The sequence below is a fragment of the Kitasatospora sp. NPDC058162 genome (assembly GCF_042884005.1).
Lineage (GTDB): Bacteria > Actinomycetota > Actinomycetes > Streptomycetales > Streptomycetaceae > Kitasatospora.
Genome location: NZ_JBHVUS010000006.1, coordinates 116553 through 135100, shown reverse-complemented (window position 1 = coordinate 135100; position 18548 = coordinate 116553). Strand labels below are relative to the sequence as shown.

General features: G+C 72.5%; 19 protein-coding genes. 10 read left to right on the top strand and 9 right to left on the bottom strand.

Features of this window, described 5'->3' with window-relative positions; translation table 11 throughout:
• Positions 1–134: 134 nt before the first annotated feature.
• Positions 135–2186 (top strand): transglycosylase domain-containing protein, encoded by a 2052-nt coding sequence (locus ACFVXG_RS14400; protein ID WP_387927398.1) that lies wholly within the window; start codon positions 135–137, stop codon positions 2184–2186.
• 15 nt (positions 2187–2201) lie between these two features.
• On the opposite strand, the gene sigJ is transcribed toward ACFVXG_RS14400, so the two are convergent.
• A complete protein-coding gene (sigJ, locus tag ACFVXG_RS14395) occupies positions 2202–3119 on the bottom strand; it encodes an RNA polymerase sigma factor SigJ (RefSeq protein WP_387927396.1) in 918 nt (305 codons plus the stop codon).
• Positions 3120–3208: 89 nt separating this feature from the next.
• Between sigJ and ACFVXG_RS14390 the strand changes: the two genes are divergently transcribed.
• Positions 3209–3577, top strand: a complete 369-nt coding sequence (locus tag ACFVXG_RS14390) for a hypothetical protein (protein WP_387927395.1) — start codon at positions 3209–3211, stop codon at positions 3575–3577.
• A 7-nt stretch (positions 3578–3584) separates the two neighbouring features.
• On the opposite strand, the gene ACFVXG_RS14385 is transcribed toward ACFVXG_RS14390, so the two are convergent.
• The 4 genes from ACFVXG_RS14385 to ACFVXG_RS14370 form a co-directional block, all read right to left on the bottom strand.
• Positions 3585–4847: a hypothetical protein gene (locus ACFVXG_RS14385; RefSeq protein ID WP_387927393.1), complete on the bottom strand. Its 1263-nt coding sequence runs from the start codon at positions 4845–4847 to the stop codon at positions 3585–3587.
• Between the two features lie 147 nt (positions 4848–4994).
• Entirely contained in the window at positions 4995–5930 is a 936-nt protein-coding gene (locus tag ACFVXG_RS14380) for a trypsin-like serine peptidase (RefSeq protein ID WP_387927392.1), read from the bottom strand.
• 98 nt (positions 5931–6028) lie between these two features.
• Positions 6029–6382: a hypothetical protein gene (locus ACFVXG_RS14375; protein WP_387927391.1), complete on the bottom strand. Its 354-nt coding sequence runs from the start codon at positions 6380–6382 to the stop codon at positions 6029–6031.
• A complete protein-coding gene (locus tag ACFVXG_RS14370) occupies positions 6379–6735 on the bottom strand; it encodes a hypothetical protein (RefSeq protein ID WP_387927389.1) in 357 nt (118 codons plus the stop codon). The genes ACFVXG_RS14375 and ACFVXG_RS14370 overlap by 4 nt, the downstream gene beginning before the upstream one ends.
• A 106-nt stretch (positions 6736–6841) precedes the next feature.
• On the opposite strand from ACFVXG_RS14370, the gene ACFVXG_RS14365 reads away from it, so the two are divergent.
• From ACFVXG_RS14365 to ACFVXG_RS14345, 5 genes are all read left to right on the top strand, one after another.
• The gene (locus ACFVXG_RS14365) at positions 6842–7666 is read left to right on the top strand and encodes a Scr1 family TA system antitoxin-like transcriptional regulator (protein WP_387927387.1); all 825 of its coding nucleotides are present in this window, start codon (positions 6842–6844) and stop codon (positions 7664–7666) included.
• Positions 7667–7669: 3 nt separating this feature from the next.
• Positions 7670–7879 carry a DUF397 domain-containing protein gene (locus ACFVXG_RS14360; protein WP_387927385.1) on the top strand — a complete coding sequence of 70 codons (210 nt, stop codon included), beginning with the start codon at positions 7670–7672 and terminating at the stop codon, positions 7877–7879.
• A gap of 48 nt (positions 7880–7927) precedes the next feature.
• Positions 7928–8200: a DUF397 domain-containing protein gene (locus tag ACFVXG_RS14355; RefSeq protein WP_387927383.1), complete on the top strand. Its 273-nt coding sequence runs from the start codon at positions 7928–7930 to the stop codon at positions 8198–8200.
• A 129-nt stretch (positions 8201–8329) separates the two neighbouring features.
• The gene (locus ACFVXG_RS14350) at positions 8330–9358 is read left to right on the top strand and encodes a phosphotransferase family protein (protein ID WP_387927381.1); all 1029 of its coding nucleotides are present in this window, start codon (positions 8330–8332) and stop codon (positions 9356–9358) included.
• A gap of 5 nt (positions 9359–9363) precedes the next feature.
• Positions 9364–10575 (top strand): acyl-CoA dehydrogenase family protein, encoded by a 1212-nt coding sequence (locus tag ACFVXG_RS14345; RefSeq protein ID WP_387927380.1) that lies wholly within the window; start codon positions 9364–9366, stop codon positions 10573–10575.
• Here ACFVXG_RS14345 and ACFVXG_RS14340 read toward each other — a convergent pair.
• Positions 10559–11623: a hypothetical protein gene (locus tag ACFVXG_RS14340; protein WP_387927378.1), complete on the bottom strand. Its 1065-nt coding sequence runs from the start codon at positions 11621–11623 to the stop codon at positions 10559–10561. The two genes, ACFVXG_RS14345 and ACFVXG_RS14340, sit on opposite strands and share 17 nt — an antisense overlap.
• Before the next feature lie 78 nt (positions 11624–11701).
• Positions 11702–14332: an AAA family ATPase gene (locus ACFVXG_RS14335; protein WP_387927376.1), complete on the bottom strand. Its 2631-nt coding sequence runs from the start codon at positions 14330–14332 to the stop codon at positions 11702–11704.
• A 169-nt stretch (positions 14333–14501) separates the two neighbouring features.
• Here ACFVXG_RS14335 and ACFVXG_RS14330 point away from each other — a divergent pair, with 169 nt between their 5' ends.
• The gene (locus tag ACFVXG_RS14330; protein ID WP_387927375.1) at positions 14502–14966 is read left to right on the top strand and encodes a hypothetical protein; all 465 of its coding nucleotides are present in this window, start codon (positions 14502–14504) and stop codon (positions 14964–14966) included.
• A 203-nt stretch (positions 14967–15169) separates the two neighbouring features.
• The gene (locus tag ACFVXG_RS14325) at positions 15170–16813 is read left to right on the top strand and encodes an IS200/IS605 family accessory protein TnpB-related protein (protein WP_387927373.1); all 1644 of its coding nucleotides are present in this window, start codon (positions 15170–15172) and stop codon (positions 16811–16813) included.
• Here ACFVXG_RS14325 and ACFVXG_RS14320 read toward each other — a convergent pair.
• Positions 16810–17214 (bottom strand): winged helix-turn-helix transcriptional regulator, encoded by a 405-nt coding sequence (locus ACFVXG_RS14320; RefSeq protein ID WP_387927372.1) that lies wholly within the window; start codon positions 17212–17214, stop codon positions 16810–16812. The genes ACFVXG_RS14325 and ACFVXG_RS14320 overlap by 4 nt on opposite strands.
• Positions 17215–17293: 79 nt before the next feature.
• Between ACFVXG_RS14320 and ACFVXG_RS14315 the strand changes: the two genes are divergently transcribed.
• Complete coding sequence (locus ACFVXG_RS14315) at positions 17294–18112, top strand: NAD(P)H-binding protein (protein ID WP_387927370.1); 819 nt, start codon at positions 17294–17296, stop codon at positions 18110–18112.
• On the opposite strand, the gene ACFVXG_RS14310 is transcribed toward ACFVXG_RS14315, so the two are convergent.
• Complete coding sequence (locus ACFVXG_RS14310; protein WP_387927369.1) at positions 18096–18518, bottom strand: DUF3291 domain-containing protein; 423 nt, start codon at positions 18516–18518, stop codon at positions 18096–18098. The two genes, ACFVXG_RS14315 and ACFVXG_RS14310, sit on opposite strands and share 17 nt — an antisense overlap.
• Between the last annotated feature and the right edge of the window lie 30 nt (positions 18519–18548).

Here is an 18548-nt window from a genome sequence, read left to right as displayed (position 1 = left end):
CGTGCTCTGGATCGGACCTGAAAGGGTTCCCCTTCCCGATATGAGCATGATCACACCCGTTTCGCCCGTCCGGAGGAGGGCCGATAAGGCGTCTAACGGAGTGGAGGGGGACGTCCCAGGAGATCGGAGACCGGATGCGTGCACAGCGGGGTGGCGAAGCCGAGCAGGGCGGGCAAGCCGGGCAGGGCGGGCAAGCCGGGCAGGCCGAGGAGGAGAAGCCCGGACGCCGACGGTGGGGTCCGCTGCGGCGGATCGACTACCCGCGGCGCGGGCGGCGCGGGGTCCGCCGCTGGCTCCCCTCGTGGCGGCAGCTGCTCCTGACGACCGGTCTCGGGATGGCGGCGCTGACCGCCCTGATGGGCTGGTTCTACGCGACCACCGAGGTCCCGGAGGACCTGAACGCCTTCGCCACCCAGCAGAACAACGTCTACTACTGGGCGGACGGCACCGAGATGGCCCGGATCGGCGAGACCAACCGGCAGGAGGTGCCGCTGGGCCAGGTTCCGGAGTCCGTGCAGTGGGCAGTGCTGTCCGCCGAGAACGAGACCTTCTACTCGGACCCGGGGGTCTCCGTCAGCGGCATCGGCCGCGCCGTCTACGAGATGGCCACCGGCGGCGACACCCAGGGCGGCTCGACCATCACCCAGCAGTACGTCAAGAACATCTACCTGAACCAGCGCCAGGACGTCTCCCGTAAGCTCAGCGAGATGGTCATCGCGGTCAAGCTGGGCCAGCGGATGAGCAAGCAGGACATCCTGGCCGGCTACCTGAACACCAGCTGGTTCGGGCGCGGCAGCTACGGCATCGAGCGCGCCGCGGCCGCCTACTACGGCAAGGACGTGTCGCAGCTCGACCCCAGCGAAGGGGCCTTCCTGGCCGCCCTGTTGAAGGGGGCCGGGCAGTACGACCCGGCGCTGAGCGCCGACAACCACGACCGGGCCGTGGAGCGGTGGTCCTGGATCCTGGACCGGATGGTCACCACCGGCAAGCTCTCCGCCGCCGAGCGGGCCCGGTACACGGTGTTCCCCGAGCCCCGGACGCCGCCCAAGGCGGCAGGGCTCAGCGGGCAGATCGGGTACCTGGTCGACCTGTCCAGGAGCTTCGTGGAGAGCCACAGCGACATCACCCCGGCCCAGTTCGACCTCGGCGGCTACCAGATCCGCACCACCTTCGACAAGGCCAAGGTCAACGCCCTGGCCGCGGCCGTCCAGGAGGCCACCAAGGGCCTCGACCCGGACAACCGCGAGGCCGACAAGCTCCTCAAGGTCGGCGCCGCCTCGGTCACCCTCGACGGGCGGATCGTCGCGCTCTACGGCGGCCCCGACTACCGCAAGCAGGGCTTCAACAACGCCAACGCCTCGACCGTGCCGATGGGTTCGGCCTTCACCCCGCTGGTGTACGCCGCCGGGCTCGACCAGGGCGTGCAGCGCCGGCGCGGCGGCAACCGGACCCCGGTGACGCCCGGCACCACCTACGACGGCGACAACGGCGTCAACGTGATGACCCCGGAGGGGCCGTACTGGGGGCGGGACGGGAAGATCGTGAAGACCGCCAACGACGGCAAGCGCAACTGGGGCCAGGTCAGCCTGCGGAGCGCGGTCGAACAGTCCGTCAACGGGCCGATGATGCAGCTCGGCATGGACGTCGGCCTCGACAAGGTGCAGCAGACCGCGGCGGCCCTCGGGCTGCTCCCCGACAGCATGGGCGAACTGGTGCCCGCCTTCGGCGTCGGCAACTCCACCCCGAGCCCGATCCGCGCCGCCGACGCCTTCGCCGCCTTCGCCGCCGGCGGCAGCCACACCGACCCGTACTCCGTCCTGGGCGTCACCCGCAACGGCGCCCCCGTCGACCTGCGCCTGCCCACCGCCGTGCAGGCCCTGCCCGCGGCCGTGGCGGCCGACGTGGACACGGCGCTCAAGGGCGCGGTCCGCGGCGGCAGCGCCCAGGCGCTGGCGGCGGCCGGCCCGGGCCTGGCCGCGAAGCCCGGCACCACCCCGGACCGCACCGCGGGCTGGACCGTCGGCTACAACGGGCAGCTGTCGACGGCGGTCACCGTCTTCCGGGCGGACCTCAAGGACATGAAGCTGCTGTCGCTGGAGGGGGTCGGCGGAGCCGCCCCGGACACCCTGGACTCCGAACTGCCGGGCCGGGTCTGGGCGTCGTTCATGAAGACCGCCGGCCAGTAGCCGCCCGACCGCCGCTCAGCGGGCCCACGGGCGGAGCTTCTCCGGGTTGCGGACCACCCAGATCCGGGCGACCCGGCCGTCCGGGGCGAGGAAGAAGGAGGCCACCGTCAGCACGGCGCCGGCGCGTCGGGCCACCAGGCCCGGCGCGCCGTTGACCGGGCACTCCAGCAGTTCCATGCCCGGGGCCCGGTCGGCGACGGCCAGCATGTACTGGGCGATCAGCGCGCCGCCCTCGACCGGGCGCAGCACGGTGCCCACCAGGCCGCCGCCGTCCGCGGTCATCACGGCGGCCGGGTCGAGGACGGCGACCAGGGCCGCGATGTCCCGGCTCTGCCAGGCCTCCTTGACCCGCCGTACGGTGTCGGCCCGCACGGCCGGCGTCACCGGGGCCGGTGCGGCGCCGACCCGGCGGCGGGCGGAGGAGGCCAGCTGCTTGCAGGCCGCCGGGGTGCGGTCGAGGACGGCGGCGATCTCGGCGAAGGAGTAGCGGAAGACGTCGTGCAGGACGAAGGCCACCCGCTCGGCGGGGGTCATCGACTCCAGGACGACCAGGAAGGCCATCTCCACGGACTCGTCCAGGACGATCCGGTCGGCGAGGTCTGCGGTGTCGGCAGAGCCGGTGGCGTAGGCGCTGGAGGGGTGGCGGCCGGGACCGGGCAGCGGTTCGGGCAGCCAGGCGCCGACGTAGCGCTCCCGCCGGGCCCGGGCCGAGCCCAGGACGTCCAGGCAGACGCGGCCGGTGACGGTGGTCAGCCAGGCGCCGGGGGCCAGCACCTCCTGCCGCCGGCCCGCCGGGAGGGCGTACCAGCGCGTGTACGCCTCCTGCACGGCGTCCTCGGCCTCGGTCAGCGATCCGAGCAACCGGTAGGCGACGTTGAGCAGTTGGCGCCGCTCGCCGGCCGCCCCGTCGGTGTCCGCCGCTGCCGTCGCCATCCGTCCGCCTTACCTTTCCCGAGCCCGCGTCGTCGGGTTGGTGAGACCCTACCGATCCACTGCCCACGGGCGGAGAAGAGGACCGCGAGATGACCACCCCGACGACGACACAGCACGGCTTCCCGCTCCTGCGGGCCGCGATCGCCCTGCAGACCCTGACGATCTTCCTCCAGGCGGTCTCGGCCGGCCTGCTGCTGACCACCTCCTACGGGGAGACGCTGCACGGCGTCGGGGCCCGGGTGATGTACGGGGCGTCGATGCTGTACCTGCTCGCGGCGGTGCTGGCCTGGAAGCCGGGCGGCGGGCCGGTGCGGCCGGTGGGGGAGGCGGCGGGGTTCCTGGTCCTGGCCTCGGTCCAGGTCGTGCTCGGCATCGCCCACGTCCCGGCGGTCCACCTGCCGCTGGGGGTGCTGATGTTCGGCCTGAGCGTGCTGGCGCTGGCGCGCCGTACGGGCTGAGCGCGGGTCACTTGACCAGGCGGGACCAGTCGCCCGGCTGGCCGGGGTCGAGTTGGCGGAGCTTGTCGAGGACCTTCGGGTCCTGGGCGTCCAGCCAGTCGGCGACCTGGCGGAACGAGACGCAGCGGACGCCGTCCTGGTGGCAGACGTTCTTCACCACCTCCTCGACGGCGTCCATGTAGATGCCGCCGTTCCAGTCCTCGAAGTGGTTGCCGATGAACAGCGGGGCGCGGCTGCCGTTGTAGACCCGGTTGAAGCCGGCGAGGTAGCTGTCCCGGGCCTCCTTCTCCCAGTCGGCGTACTTCTTCGGGTCGCCCTTGGTGGTGTCCCCGGACTGGCCGGCCAGGAAGTTGTAGTCCATCGACAGGCCCTGGGAGGACCTGGCCGGGAAGGGCAGCAGCTGGAGCGGGAAGTTCCAGATGCCGCCCTTCTTGACCGGCCAGACCTGGAACTCGCCCGGGGAGCTGGCGTCGTAGCGGAAGCCCGCGGCCTTCTCGGCCGGGAGGAGGTTCTTCTGCCCCTGAAGGCATGGGGCGCGGCCGCCGACCAGCTCCTTGGTGTAGTCGAAGGGCAGCGGCGGCACGTTCTTGTAGCCGGTGTTGGTCTTCCAGTTGGTGACGAAGGAGACGGCCTGGTCGAGCTCGCTCTTCCACTCCTCGGTGCTCCAGTCGTCGCCGCCCTTGGAACCGCAGAAGTGCCCGTTGAAGTGCGTGCCGATCTCGTTGCCGTCCAGCCAGGCGAGGCGCAGCTGCTCCAGGGTGTCCTTGATGTGGGCGTCGGTCGCGTAGTCGATCGAGGCGGCGCCGGGGTCGTGCTGCGGCGGGTGGTAGAGCGTGCGCTTGGACTTGGGCAGGGTGTAGAGGCCGCTCAGGAAGTACGTCATCTGGGCGTTGTTGTCCGCGCCCAGCTTGCGGAAGCGGGAGAACAGGTGGTCGTCGCCCTCCAGGGCGCCGTCCCAGGAGAAGACGACGAACTGCGGCGGCTTCTCACCCGGTTTCAGCTTCTCCGGCTTCGGCTGCTTGGGCTGCGGGCCGGTGTAGGAGGTGGAGCCGTCCCCGAGCACGTGGACCTGGCCGTCCCAGGTGGGCGTCGGCGTCGGGGTGGGGGCGGGAGCCGGGGCACCGTCGGCGCTCGTCTCGGCGGCGGTGGGGTCCGGGTCGGGGGCGGCGGCGTTCGGTCTGTCCCGCGAGAAGGAGTCCCCCGTGGTGAGCGTGAGGGACGCGACGACCCCCACGGCCAACAGGACGACCGCACCGCGAGCAGTCCGCACGGATTCCCTTTCCTTCGGCTGACAGTTCGATCGAACAGGGTTCTTCCTTGATCGATGACCTGGGGAGGAAGAAAGGTTGCACGGGAAGTCGTACAACTTTTCGGACGGGTGCTCGGGCTGAGGCTCCCGTCCGGCGCCGGACTCGGCTCAGGATGCCGGGCCGGCCGGGGGTGCGCCGGTGACGGCGGCGCGGTAGAGCGCGCGGGTGGCGGCGTCGAAGGGGGCGCTGTAGGAGACCTGGGGGGTGTTGCCGCCGGTGTGGTAGCCGCCGATGAGGCCGATCACGGCCCAGCCGCCGAACCAGGGGATCAGCATGGGGCCGCCGGAGGTGCCGCCGGTGAAGCCCTCGCAGGCGATGCGTTCGAAGGTGCCCGGGTCGGCGGGGTCGTCGCTGGCCCAGCGGGTGGTCCAGCTCAGGCACTCCACGGGCTTCTGGGCGCCGCCCGGGTAGCCGATCATGAGGACAGGGGCGTGGACGTACCCGGTGCCGGTGAGTAGCTGCACTGAGTCCGCGACGTCCTCCAGTGACTCGCCTTCCTGGTTGGGCTCGGTGACGGCGAAGCCGAAGTCGTAGGCGGCGCCCCCGTGTTCGCCACGGTCGTAGTACTCCTGCGCGACGTAGACGCCGTTCGTCCGGACCGGGAAGACGCCGAGGGGCGTGAGCCCGTCGTGGTACTGCGGGACGAACGCCAGGTGCCGCTTGGGGGAGCCGCCCGCGTAGCCCTTGAGGCAGTGGCCCGCGCTCAGGGCCAGGTTGCGGCCGGGGCTGTGGACGACGGAACCGCTGCAGGTGCGGCCGGTGCCGGTGGCGTCCGTCCAGAAGAAGGCGCCGGCCTGGGGGATGCCGTCGAAGCTCCGGCTCGGGGGGATGAACTCGCCGGGCCCGGGGCCGTCGGCGGTGGGAGCGGCGGCCTTGGCGTCGAGGGGGAGTGCGGCGGCCAGCCGGGCAGGGGTCCAGTAGGCGCTGAGCTGTGCGGCGGTGCTGGTGGGTGGTGGGGGCGCGGCGGTGGCGGTGGCGGTCGGGGCGAGGCCGACGGTGGAGAGGAGGGCGGCGGCGATGGCTGTGGTGAACCTGGACACCATGAGTGGTCCCTTCCGGCTGGGCGAGGCGGTCGTCGATGTGGGCACCCGCAGTTGTGGGTGCCCACGATCGGGGTCGGCTCACCCTGGCTTTCGGCCGATCAGCCGATGGTTCGTCGGAAGGCCTCGGCGTCCTCGGGGCTGTAGAAGCGCCGGATGCGGGCGGAGGAGCCGGGGGAGCGGAGGTACTCGTGGCGGGCCGGGTTCCAGAGGCCCCAGGAGTCGATCTGGAGGAAGTGGGGGCTGGAGGAGTCGATCAGACGGACCTCGAAGGCGGCGGGGGTGTTCGTACGGACCCAGGCCTGCGCCTGGGCGTAGGAGTAGAAGCGGAGCGGCTCGTCGGCCGGGGGGAGGGCCTTGACGCACTCGGTGGTCGCGCGGTCGCGGATGACCCAGGCCTGGTAGTGGGTGCCGCGCGGGGAGTCGGCGGGGAGGATGGCGTAGCGGTCGCTCATCGGCCGGTCGCCACCTGGATGAAGCCGGCGGCCTTCTCGACGCGCTGGGCGAACTCGTTGAACTCCCCGTCGATGGGGGAGATGGTGGCTTTGCTGGGGATGAGGATCGCCCCGGCCTGCCCGTCGAGGACCTGCCGGAAGGCGGCCTGGAGCATGGGCCGGTACTCGGGCGCGCGGACGTTGGCCTCGTCGTCCACGACGATGAGGGAGATCCCCCAGTTGAAGGCGCGGGCGTACGCCTCGCAGGAGTTCAACTCGCGCTCGGGGAAGGCGGAGTTGGTCTTGGCCAGGTAGATGACCACCTGGAGCCGCTGCAGGGTCTTGGGAATGGCGGGGGCAGTGGGGGCGTTCAACGGACATGCCTCTCTGTAGTGCTGCGACTACCGCTAGTGCCCACTGTCCGCTAAGCTCGGGAATCGTTCAACTTGTCTGCGTTGCAAGTGGAATTGGGCGTGAGCTGTGAACCGCAGGGAACTCGATCCAACGGCCTCTCCGCGACACTCCTTCGGCGCGCTGCTCCGCAGTTCGCGCGAGGCGCTGGGCTGGACCCAGCAGGACCTGGCGGCGGCCATGGGGTACTCGGACAGCTACATCTCGGCGGTGGAAACGGGCCGCAAATCCACCAGCCGAAAGTTCGTCAGGGAGGCTGACCGGGCGCTCGGGACGGGGCAGACGCTTGAGTTGGTCTGGGTCGGGATGCGCAAGAGGGGCTTCTTGGAGGGCTTCCCGGAGCATGCTGCGCAGGAGGCTCGTGCCGCGAAGATCAGGATCTACGAACCGAACGTCATTCCTGGGCTCCTCCAGACGAAGGCCTACGCGTCGGCGATCGAAGCGGCAGCTGTCCAGCGAGGAAGCAGCACGCCTGACCAGGCTGAGGAGCGAGTGAAGTTCCTCTTGGTGCGGCAGCGGCTACACAAGCGGGCGGAGCCGCCCGTCATCCACGCGGTGATAGACGAGAGTGCCATTCGGCGCCCGGTGGGCGGGGTCGAGACGATGCTTGCGCAGCTCGACCACTTGGCTGACATGGCGTCCAGGCCTCATGTGATCTTCCAGATCGCCCCGTTCAGCTTGGCCGAGCATGCCCCATTCGTTTCCTTCGTCACTTTGTTGACGTTCGCCGATCGTTCTGTGATCGGCTACACGGAATCCGCTGCTCAGGGTTACGTGGTAAGGGAAGAGAGCACGGTCAGGATGTGGGAAAGGGCCTACGATCGGTTGCAGGTGGAAGCGCTGACCAGAGCTGCGACCCTCGACCGGATTCACAAGGCCCGAAAGGAACTTTGACTCATGACCCGCCTAGACCTCTCCTGCGCTTCCTGGTTCAAGTCGTCGTACTCCGGCAACGGCGGTTCCTGTGTGGAGGTCTCCCCCGACTTTCCCGGCATCGTCCCGGTCCGTGACTCGAAGGACCCGGTGGGTCCGGCGCTCGCCTTCCCGGTCGACGCATGGCGGGCCTTCATTGCCGCCACTGTCTCCGGAGAGTTCGGCGAGGTCTGACCTCGAACAGCTCTCGGTGAATCGCGTGGCCCGGAAGGGGTTCCGATCATGACTGGCACTGACTACCCGAACCTGACCGGGGCAGTCTGGATGACTTCCAGTTACAGCGGCAACGGCGGCAACTGCGTCGAGGTGGCTCGGTGGGTGAAGTCGAGCTACAGCGGCAATGGTGGTGAGTGTGTCGAGGTGGCCTCTGGGCTTGCCGGCGTAGTTCCCGTCCGTGACTCGAAGGATCCGGAGGGGCCAGTCCTCATCCTCCCCTCCTCCGCATGGGCGTCCTTCATCGCCGCGACCGTCGCCGGCGAGTTCGGCGACATCTGATCTTCGCCTCCCGTGAGCCCCCGGTCCGATCTTGGTCCGGGGGCTCACGGCATTGACAGGCCCCTCCTTCTCTTGAATGCTAAGCAAGCGCTTAGTCATCGATTCCCCCATCCACCCTGGAGCCGCCCGATGGTCGAGACCCCCGCTGACCTGCCCGGTCTGGATCTGGCCCGCCTCCGCTCCCACCTGGACGGGGAGCTGCCCGGTCTCGTCCGGGGGCCGTTGCGGGCAGAACTCATCGAGGGGGGTCGCTCCAACCTCACCTACGTCCTCACGGATGGGCACTCCCGCTGGGTCCTCCGGCGCCCGCCGCTGGGGCACGTCCTGGCCACCGCCCACGATATGGGCCGCGAGCACCGGGTGATGTCCGCCCTCCGGGACACCGACGTCCCCGTCCCCCACATGCTGCTGATCGACCACGGCACCGACGTCCTCGGCGCCCCCTGGTACCTCATGGAGCACGTCGACGGCGTCGCGCACCGCTCCCGCAAGGCCCTCGCCGCCCTCGGGGAGGACCGCGTCTCCGCCCTCGGTCGCCGCCTCGTCGAGACCCTCGCCGCCCTGCACCGGATCGACCCCGCCGACGTCGGCCTCGCCGACTTCGGCCGCCCCGAGGGCTACCTGGAGCGCCAGCTGCGCCGCTGGTCCACCCAGCTGGAGAAGTCCCGCAGCCGCGACCTCCCCGCACTCGACCGACTGCACGCCCTGCTCGCCGACCGCCTCCCGACCTCCCCCGCCCCCGCGCTCGTCCACGGCGACTACCGGCTCGACAACGTCCTGGTCGACGACACCGACGCGATCACCGCCGTCCTCGACTGGGAGATGTCCACCCTCGGCGACCCGCTCACCGACATCGGCCTCCTCGTGATGTACACCGAGCTGGCCGGCGTCGGCGGCGGCATCATCCCCGACGCCATGACTGCCCCCGGCTTCCCGAAGGCCGACGAGATCGTCACCTCCTACGCCGAGTTGACAGGCCGTCAGGCCGCCGATCTGGACTGGTACGTGGCCTTCGCCTCCTTCAAGCTCGCCGTCATCGCCGAGGGCATCCACTACCGCTTCCAGCAGGGCCGCACCCTGGGCGCCGGTTTCGAGCGCGCGGGCGAGATGGCCCCGATCCTCGCCCGGCACGGCCTCAGCACCCTCAAGGAGGGCTAACCACCATGGACTTCGCCTACGACGCCCGCACCGAGGAACTGCGCGAGCAGCTCCTCGCCTTCATGGCCGACCACGTCTACCCGGCCGAGCCCGTCCTTGCCGCCCAGCTCGCCGACCCGGACCGCACCCCCTGGACCGTCCCGCCCGTCGTCGCCGACCTCCAGACGGAGGCCCGCAAGCAGGGCCTGTGGAACCTGTTCATCCCCGGCGAGCACGGCGCCGGCCTTACCAACCTCCAGTACGCCCCGCTCGCCGAGATCACCGGCCGCAGCATCCACCTCGCCCCGCCCGCCCTCAACTGCGCGGCCCCCGACACCGGCAACATGGAGCTGCTCGCCCAGTTCGGCAGCGCCGGGCAGCAGGAGCGCTGGCTGCGCCCCCTCCTGGACGGGGAGATCCGTTCCGCGTTCGCGATGACCGAGCCCGAGGTGGCCTCCTCGGACGCCACCAACATCGCCACCCGGATCGAGCGCGACGGCGACCAGTACGTGATCAACGGCCGCAAGTGGTACATCACCGGCGCGATGAACCCGGACTGCAAGCTGTTCATCGTGATGGGCAAGACCAACCCGGACGCCGCCCCGCACCGCCAGCAGAGCATGGTGCTCGTGCCGCGCGACACCCCGGGCGTCACCGTCAAGCGCGGCATGACGGTCTTCGGCTACGACGACGCCGACCACGGCGGCCACGCCGAGGTGCTGTTCGAGGACGTCCGGGTCCCGGTCGAGAACCTGATCGACGAGGAGGGCAGCGGCTTCGCCATCGCCCAGGCCCGGCTCGGGCCGGGCCGGATCCACCACTGCATGCGGGCCATCGGCATCGCCGAGCGCGCGCTGGAGCTGATGTGCCGCCGGGCGAGCGAGCGGGTCGCCTTCGGGAAGCCGCTCGCCGAGCAGGGCGTGGTGCAGGACTGGATCGCCGAATCCCGGGTCCGCATCGAGCAGTTGAGGCTGTTGGTGCTCAAGACGGCCTGGCTGATGGACACCGTCGGCAACCGGGGTGCGCACACCGAGATCCAGGCCATCAAGATCGCCACCCCGCGCACGGTCGAGTGGATCCTCGACAAGGCCGTCCAGACCTACGGCGCGGCCGGGGTCAGCCAGGACACCCCGCTCGCCCAACTCTGGGCCGGCAACCGCACCCTGCGCCTCGCGGACGGCCCGGACGAGGTGCACAAGCGCTCGCTGGCCCGGCGGGAGCTCAAGCGCTACCGCTGAGGCCGGGGTAGAGGTCCTGCCAGCGGTAGCGCGGGCAGTGCAGGTGCCAGTACGCGTAGCCGGTCATGTACCGCTCCAGGTGCGGGCGTTGCCGCTCATCGGCGAGGTCCAGGATCCGGCGGCGGGCGGCCAGGCCGCCGTCCAGGCTGCGCCGGTAGGCGGTGAGGTAGGGGATGCCCTCATTCACCGCCTGCCGGTACGGCCGACTGGCGGCGAAGTCCGCGCCGTGCACCGCCTCCTTGTAGCAGGACAGCACGTCGTTGATGTCGTTGAGGAACGCGACGCACGAGCTGAGCGCCGCCGCCCAGAACGCCCGGTGATGCTGGGCCGCCAGGCAGGGATCGGTGAACTGCAGCATCGCGAACCAGAATTGGGAGAACCCGTTGAAGGCGCGGACGAAGTCGCTGTCGACTCCGTCGGACGCCTCCGGGGTGAACTCGGCCTCCATCAACTGGCCGGTGACCGCATTGTGGAAGAAGGTCTTGAGGACGGCGAGCACGGTCGGGTCGCAGAACGGCGCGAGCTCGTCGAACATGTGCCGGATGTAACGGGTGTTGGGCGAGCTCGGCGGTTCCCCGGGCAGTAGGCCGGCCCGGAGGATGGCCGCCGCCTCGGCCGGGTCGTGGCAGCAGACGTCGTCGACGTTGGTGGTGAACACCCAGACGCGGTCGAGGGCGAGGGCCAGGGCGTCGTCGGCGATGGGCACCATCAGGGTGCGCATCTGAGTGAGGTCCCGGATGGTGGCGGCCGGGAAGTCGACGCCGAAGGCGGCGAGTTCGGCGGTGAGCAGGGCGGCGTCGCGGGCGGCCTGGGCGTGGTCGACGGGCGGGTCGAAGTCATCGGTGCGGGCGATGATCGCGTCGACCAGTCCGGAGTCGAGCACGCTCGCGATCATCGCGCGGTGCTGTGGGTCGGGGATGGCGGCGAGGCCGCTGCGGGTGGTCTGCCGGAGGGTGTCGACGCCCGGTGGCCGGGGGTGGCGGAGCAGGGGGCGGGCGGTCGGGGCCATGGCGCGGTCCTCGCTGTTCGGGTGCGGTGGGCTGCTCACTCAGGGTGATCCGTCCCGTGACTACCCTTGCCTCGCCTTCGAACAAACCGGGACGGCCGTACCGGGTCCGTCCACGGCTCAACCCGCCGCGCCCAGTTCGGACTTGGCCCGTTCGGCCCAGGGCGTGGCGCCCAGATCCTCGAAGGTCGCGAGGGCGGCGCGCAGCGGCGCCCGGGACTCGGCGACGGCCCCGGACCGGCGCAGCCGTTCGCCGTGGGCCAGGCGGACCCGGGCGTGGTCGAAGCGCCAGCGGTCGGCGCCGGGGGTGTCGAGGGCGCGGGCGAACAGGCGCAGCGCCTCCTCGTCGTCCTCGGTGCACAGGGCGGCGGACGCCTCGACCAGCATGGCGTGCCGGGAGGAGACGGCGGCGATGCCGTTCTCGCGCATCGCGCGCACGTGCGCGGCGGCCTCCTCGAGACGGTCGCCGCGGACGGCGGCTTCGACCAGGTGGGCGGCCACCCAGAGGGCGTGCGGGGCGTGGGAGGCGAGGGTGCCGGCCGGGCTGACGGCGGCGGCGTGGCGGTGGGCGAGCGCGTGGTCCCCGGCACCGAGGGCCGCGACGGCGGCGGCGTGGTGCGCGTAGTGGGCGGCGCAGGGCGCGCGGTGGCGGGCGGCCCAGTCGATGACGGCGCGGGCCGTGGCGAGGCTCTCCGCGGTGCGGCCGCGGGCGCCGAGGACGATGGCGTCGATGTACTGGAAGTACCAGGCGAAGGCGTCGTACCCGTGCTCCCGGCAGGCGCGCAGGCCCTCCCGGGCGAGGTCGAGCGCCTCGTCCCAGGCGCCGGTGAGGTAGTCGTCCAGGCAGAGGTGGATGAGGGCGGAGAGGTAGCGCCGGGCCGGGCCGCCGTCACGCCCGGCGCGGACCACCTGCCAGGCGGGTGCGCGGACGTCGCCGAGGCGGTCGAGGTAGAGGGCCCCGGTGCCGACCCGGGTGGTCAGCACCGGGTCGGCCGCGCCGGCCAGCGTCGCGGTGAGGGCGTCGAGCGCGGGGTGGGCGGCGGCGCCGGTGCGGGCCGGGTCGGAGAAGGTGCGGCCGAGGACGGCCAGGAAGGCGGGAGGGCCGGGAGTGAGGCGCTCCACGGCCCGGTAGTAGGACTGCCAGAGGGCCTCGTCGGCGCCGAAGAAGCAGAGCACGGCCAGCACGTGCAGGGCGTCGACCAGCGCCTTGTCGTCGGCGCGGTAGCCGTGGGTGGCGGCCGCCGCTTCGACGGCGGAGGTGAGCAGGCGGTGGGCCGTGGGCACGTCGCCGTGGCCACTGCGGTCGCCGTCGTCGTCGCCGTTGAGGAGCAGCAGGGCGGCGGCGGTGGCGGAGTGCAGCGAGCCGTCGCCGACCGGGGCGGCCTGCCGGGCGTGGTCGAGGAGCCGGCGGGCGCTGGTGAGGGCGCCGGTGGACTCGGCGCCGAGGTAGGCCGCCTCGGCGAGGCGGCGGCCGCGGTCCGGGCCCTCGGGGGTGAGGTCGGCCGCGCGGACCAGGGTGCGCATGGCCCCGGCGGCGTCGCCGCGCCGCAGGGTGAGGCCGGCGGCGTGCTCGAGGAGCGCGGCGACCTCCTCGTCCGGTTCGAGGGTGGCCTTGCCCAGGTGCCAGGCACGGCGCTCGGGCTGCCCGGCCAGGGCGCCGGCCAGCGCGGCGTGGGCGGCGCGGCGGGCGCTGCTCGGGGCCTGCCCGACCACGGCGGAGCGGATCAGCGGGTGACGGAAGGCCAGCCGTCGGCCGCCCTCCTCGACGTGGACCAGCCGCTCGTCCTCCAGCGGCGAGAGGAGCGGCGCGAGGTCGTCCGGGCCGCCGCCCTCGGCGGCGCGGCGGGCGGCGGCCTGCAGCACCCCGAGGTCGCCGGTGCCCTCCAGGGCGGCGAGCAGCAGCAGCCGGCGGGAGGGGGCGGGCAGGCCGCTGACCCGGGAGCCGAACAGCCGCTCCAGCCGGTGGCCGAGGGAGGAGACGGCGAGGGGGGTGACGGGGACGGGCGGTACGGGCGGGCAGTCCACGGCGTCGGGCGGCAGGGCGGTCGGCAGCTCCAGCAGGGCCAGCGGGTTGCCGCCCGCCTCGGCCAGCACCCGGCGGTGCGCGCTGCGGGAGAGACCGGGGAAGCGGCTGCCGAGGAGCCGGCCGGCGGCCCCGTCGTCCAGCGGCGGCAGGTCGTGGACGGGCAGGGCCAGGGCGCCGTCGTCCCGGAGGTCGAGCTCGCCGGGGCGGGCCGCGGCGAGGAAGCCGACGTCCAGGCCGGGGATCCGCCGGGCCACGGAGCCGAGCACCGCGGCGCTGGCCCGGTCGACCCAGTGCAGGTCGTCGACCACGAGCAGCAGCGGCCTCCCGTCGGCGACGGCCTGGAGGAGCCGCAGGACGGCGTTGGACACCACGAGGTGCTCCGGGGCCGGACCGGTGTCGAAGCCGAGCGCCACCCGCAGGGTGTCGCGCAGCGGGGCGTCCAGCCGCTCCAGGGCGGCCAGGTGCGGGTAGAGGAGCTGGTTGAGGCCCGAGTAGCCGCAGTGCGCCTCGAACTCCACACCGGAGGCCCGGAGCACCCGGGCGCCGTCGCCGAGTGCGGCCGCGGCGAGCGCGTCCAGCACGGCGCTCTTGCCGACCCCGGCCTCCCCGGAGAGCAGCAGGGCACCCCCGCCGGCACCGAGGCGCAGCCGTTCGCGGAGCAGCCGCAGGTCGCCCTCACGTCCGATCAGCGGGCACCCGGGCCCGGGCGTGCCGGAATCCGCCACAGCTGCTTCCCTCCCGAGGACCACTCACCCACCCACCCGCGCACCGGGGCCGGTCCGGCGCACGGCCTCGAACGCCCTGGTCAGGTCCAGTATGACGGACCCGCAGCGGCCGGTCCGTCAGCGGGCCCTTCCGGCGAACCCCGGCCGGGGAGGCCCTACTCTGGCCGCCATGACCGAAGCATTGATGAACCGCTACCGCCAGGCCGTGGCCCCGCTGTTGGAGGCGGGGGAGCAGTTGGTGGACGTGGCGAGGGTGGTCCCGGTGGCCGGGGCCGAGGGGATCGGGGACGGCGCCGGGGCGGCGATCGGCAACAGGCTGGCGCGGATCGGCGCCGTCTCCGGGGAGGCGGGCAGCATCGCGCGGAGCTTCCCGCACGTGGAGGGCGCGGCGATCGCCAAGCTGCTGGTGGTCACCGACCGCCGGACGGCGTACGTCACCTCGGGCCCGGACGTCCGGAAGGTCGGCCGGCTGCACTGGCACGTCCCGCGCAGCGCCGTCCTGCGGGTGGAGCGGCGGCCGCGACTGCAGGCGATGGCGCGGTTCCGGCTGCACTTCGCGGACGGCTCCGCGGTGTCGATGCACACGATGCGCCGCCGCACCGTCGAGACGCTGGCCGACCACCTCGGCAGGTAGCACCCGCCCGGGCGCCGGCCCGGAGGAGAACCGCACGGCTCAGCGGATCTCCGAGTCAGGGTTGTGAACTGCTTCGGATCGAGGTCGTTTTGATGCACGTAAGTGGCCACGAGTGCGTTTTCGATTGTGGCTTGTCGGGTGGATGAGACGACTGTCAGTGGCATGTGTGAGGCTGGTGGCACCGACCGGTGAGGGGGGACGACGTGACTGGGCCGAAGAGGGAACTCCGGCGGATCGACGCGCCGTTCGTTTCCCTCGGCCCGTCGGGTGTGACGGTCCGTGACCGTCTCAAGGGCCTCACGCCGGAGGACGAGAGGGTGCTGCGGCTGGTCGGCGGGCATCTGGGGGCGCTGGCGTCCAAGGACCTGAAGGCACGCTGCGCGGACGGCCTGGAACACGGCAACCAGACGTGGGCCGCGCGCAAGCGCGACCTGACGGTGGGGTCCTCGTCGCGCTGGGCCGGTTCGATCACGAAGGCCACGCACGACCAGTGGGCACTGTCGCGCCGTGGGCAGGCCTCGCACCTGGACTCGTTGGACGCGGGCATCCGGATGCTGCGGCACCGTCTGTCGCTGCCGGTCGGGGAGAGGGGCACCAAGCGCGTACCCGGCGGATACCGTTCCCGGCACGAGTGGTTCGTCAAGTCCCGCCGGCTCGCGGCACTGGAGGAACGGCGGGCACAGGTCGCGGCCGATCGTGAGGCAGGACGCATGCATGTCGTGCGCGGCGGGCGCAAGCTGCTCAACACCCGGCACCACCTGGCCGCCGCGAACCTGACCGAGGCCCGGTGGCGGGAACGCTGGGAGGCGTCCCGCCGCTTCCTGTCCGCCGACGGGGAGTCCGGGAAGCGGTTCGGCAACGAGACGATCCGGGTGACCCCCGACGGCGGGATCAGCATCAAGCTGCCCGGCCCGATGGCGGACCTGGCGAACGCCCGCCACGGCCGGTACGCCCTGGCCGCCAGGGTGGCGTTCCCGCACCGGGGCGAGGAATGGCGGGACCGCATCGGGGGCAACCGGGCGGTGGCCTACCGCATCCACTACGACGTGGCCCGGGGGCGCTGGTACCTGGACGCCTCCTGGACCAGGCCGGTGGTGCGGACGATGCTGCTGGAGGCGGCCCGCGCGGCCGGGATGGTCGGCGTGGACACCAACGCCGACCACTTCGCCGCCTGGCACCTCGACCGCCACGGCAACCCGGTCGGCAACCCCCACCGGTTCCGCTACGACCTGACCGGCACCGCCACCCACCGCGACGCCCAGGTCCGCCACGCCATCACCCGCCTCCTCCACTGGGCCCAGAAGTGTGGGGTGAGGGCGATCGGCCTGGAGAACCTGGACTTCACCGCCGAGACCACCCGCGAGAAACACGGCCGCAGGAAGCGCTTCCGGCAGATCGTCTCCGGCATCCCCACCGGCAGGCTCCGCGCCCGGCTCGTGTCCATGGCCGCCGAGCTGGACCTCGTCATCGTCGCCGTGGACCCCGCCTACACCTCCCGATGGGGCGCACAGCACTGGCAGAAGCCGCTCGCGACACCCACCCGTAAGACCACCCGACACGACAGCGCCGCTGTCGCCATCGGGCGACGCGCCCTCGGACACCCGATCCGGCGACGGACGGCACCGCCCCATGACGACCGGAGTGATCGTCGTGGGCATCGGACCGCCCAGGCCGGAACGGGTAGCCGGGGGCGTGAGGAGACCCGCCGCCCCGTCACGGATCGCGCACACGATGCGCGCGCCCGAGCGGGGACCACGAGAACGCGGGCGACCAGTCGGGCATCCACCACCGTTCGGGATGCCCGCAGTGATCAGACCTGGGTCCAAGACCCACTCCTGATCACTTAATTGGAACGGTTGGCCTCGTCCCACTGCCGGCGGGAGTCGACGATGGCGTCGTGGTGGGAGTACGACCAGTCGGCCATCGCCCGCACCAGGTGGGTCAGGCTGTGGCCGAGCGGCGTCAGCTCGTACTCCACCTGCGGCGGGACGGTCGGGTGGACGGTGCGGGACACCAGCCCGTCGCGCTCCAGCCGGCGCACCGTCAGGGTCAGCATCCGCTGGGAGAGCCCCGGCAGGGCACGCTGCAGTTCGCGGAACCGCGGGACGCCCTGGGCGAGTTCGACCACGGCCAGGACGGACCACTTGTCGCCGAGCCGGGTCAGCAGGTCGCGGATCCCGCAGTCCACGTCGTCCTCGCACCAGACGACCGGGCGGGGGGTGGGTACCGCGGTGTGCCCTACTGACATGAGAGTGCCTCCTTACGCCGGACGCCCAGGCTATCGAGGATGGTCCCGTCCCCGAGGATCGGCCATCAGGAGGAGAACCATGCTGCTCGTCACCGGTGTCAACGGAGGTCTCGGCACTCTCGTGCTGGAGCGGCTCGGCGCCCGCGAGGGCGTCGTCGCCGGGAGTCGGACGCCCGGGGCGGTGAAGGCCCGGGTGCCGGTCCGGCTGGTGGACTTCGACCGCCCGGACACCCTCGCCGAGGCCTTCGCGGGCGTCCGGACCCTGCTGCTGATCTCGGCCGGCGCCGCCGAGGACGACGTGGTGATCGCCCGGCACGGCGCCGCGATCGAGGCGGCGGAGCGGGCGGGCGTCGAGCACGTCGTCTACACCAGCCTCGCCGGCGACGGCGACCACCTGCCGTACGCGCTGGCGCACCGCTGGACGGAGCGGCGGCTGCGCGAGTCCGGCACGCTGCGCTGGACGGTGCTGCGCAACGGCCTCTACGCGGAGCTGCTGGCCGCGATCGCCGCGCCCGGCCCGGACGGGGTGATCACCGCGCCGCTGGGGGAGGGGCGGTTGGCGGCGGTGGCCCGGGCGGACCTCGCCGACGCGGCGGTGAACGTGGCGCTGGCGCCCGCCGGGCACGTGGGGCGGACGTACGAGCTGGTGGGGGAGCGGGCGGTGGGCGGCGCGGAGGTGGCCGGGGTGCTGGGTGCCGAGTACCGTCCGGGCCGGCTCGCGGCGGTCCGGACGGCGCTGGCGGCCTCGGACGCCTTCGACTTCCAGGTGCCGATGGTGGTGGGGACCTACTCGGCGATCGCGCACGGCTTCCTGGCCGGTCCGGGCGGGCCGGGCGACCTGGCGGCGCTGCTCGGCCGCCCGCCGCGCCCGGCCCTGGAGGTCATCGCGGGGCGTTAGAGCCGCTCCGGTCGGCGGCGCGCTGGGCGTCGATCCGGGCGTGGGCGTCCGGCCAGGCGATCGGGAGCCGGTCGGTGGGGGTCTCCCAGAAGGTGAAGGTGGACTCCCGCATGGTGGAGCGCAGTCCGGTCATGGTGCTGCGGTGGGGCTCGGCGGCGGCGAAGGCGTTCAGGGCCTCGCGGCTCTCCCAGGCGGAGAGGGTCCAGAACGTCCGCCGCAGCGGCCGGGCGATCAGCGAGGCACCCAACGCCCCCGGGGTGCTGCGGAGTTGGCGCCAGACGGCGAGCGAGCGGAGGAAGAAACGCGGGACGTCGGCGAGCGAGCGCACCTCGAAGCGGGAGGCCATGACGACCGCCCGGGTGCCGGGGGCGGGGGGATTCGGGGTGATCCAGGGCAGGGTGGGCATGGCTGACTCTCCTCGTCGGCGGAGGACGCC